General features: G+C 45.5%; 2 tRNA genes and 1 rRNA gene. All 3 read right to left on the reverse strand.

What is annotated here, in order from left to right:
* Positions 1-277: 277 nt before the first annotated feature.
* Positions 278-354, reverse strand: a tRNA-Trp gene (locus CIK04_RS30985).
* A 54-nt stretch (positions 355-408) separates the two neighbouring features.
* Positions 409-485: transfer RNA gene (locus CIK04_RS30990), tRNA-Asp, on the reverse strand.
* A 30-nt stretch (positions 486-515) separates the two neighbouring features.
* Positions 516-631 (reverse strand): 5S ribosomal RNA (gene rrf / locus CIK04_RS30995).
* Positions 632-677 lie beyond the last annotated feature (46 nt).

Here is a 677-nt window from a genome sequence, read left to right on the forward strand (position 1 = left end):
AAGATAAACCTTGCCAATGACCTTCTTGCCATACAATTTGCTCAATCTTCATGATGCCGCCCCACTACCTTTTAAATTCAAAGTTAGTTGCTTTTGCCTATCATTCAAGAGCAAATACGGAGGGTGGAAAAAATAAGCAAACAAGAGAGGAGCTTGCAGAAGCAAAGAGGGGGCGAAAGGAAATATGGGGTCGATGATATAGTCACCAACAACAGAAGTTTACATGCTAAAATAGGATATGAAAAAGGCTCTGAACTTTCGTTCAGAGCCTTAAATATGGCAGGGGTGGAGAGATTCGAACTCCCAACACGCGGATTTGGAATCCGCTGCTCTGCCAATTGGAGCTACACCCCTAAATTTTACTTATATCTAAAAAAACCCCGCTAATCAGCGAGGTTTCTAAATAAGTGGCGGAGCGGACGGGACTCGAACCCGCGACCCCCGGCGTGACAGGCCGGTATTCTAACCAACTGAACTACCGCTCCGCACTGGTTAGACCTAAGTCTAAATTAAAAGCCTGGCGATGTTCTACTCTCACATGGGGAAACCCCACACTACCATCGACGCTATTTCGTTTCACTTCTGAGTTCGGAATGGGTTCAGGTGGGTCCAAAACGCTATGGTCGCCAAGCAAATTCTTAAAATTCGGAAAGCTGTTTGCGTTCTCTACACATTCA

The sequence above is a fragment of the Vibrio sp. 03_296 genome (genome assembly GCF_002265885.1).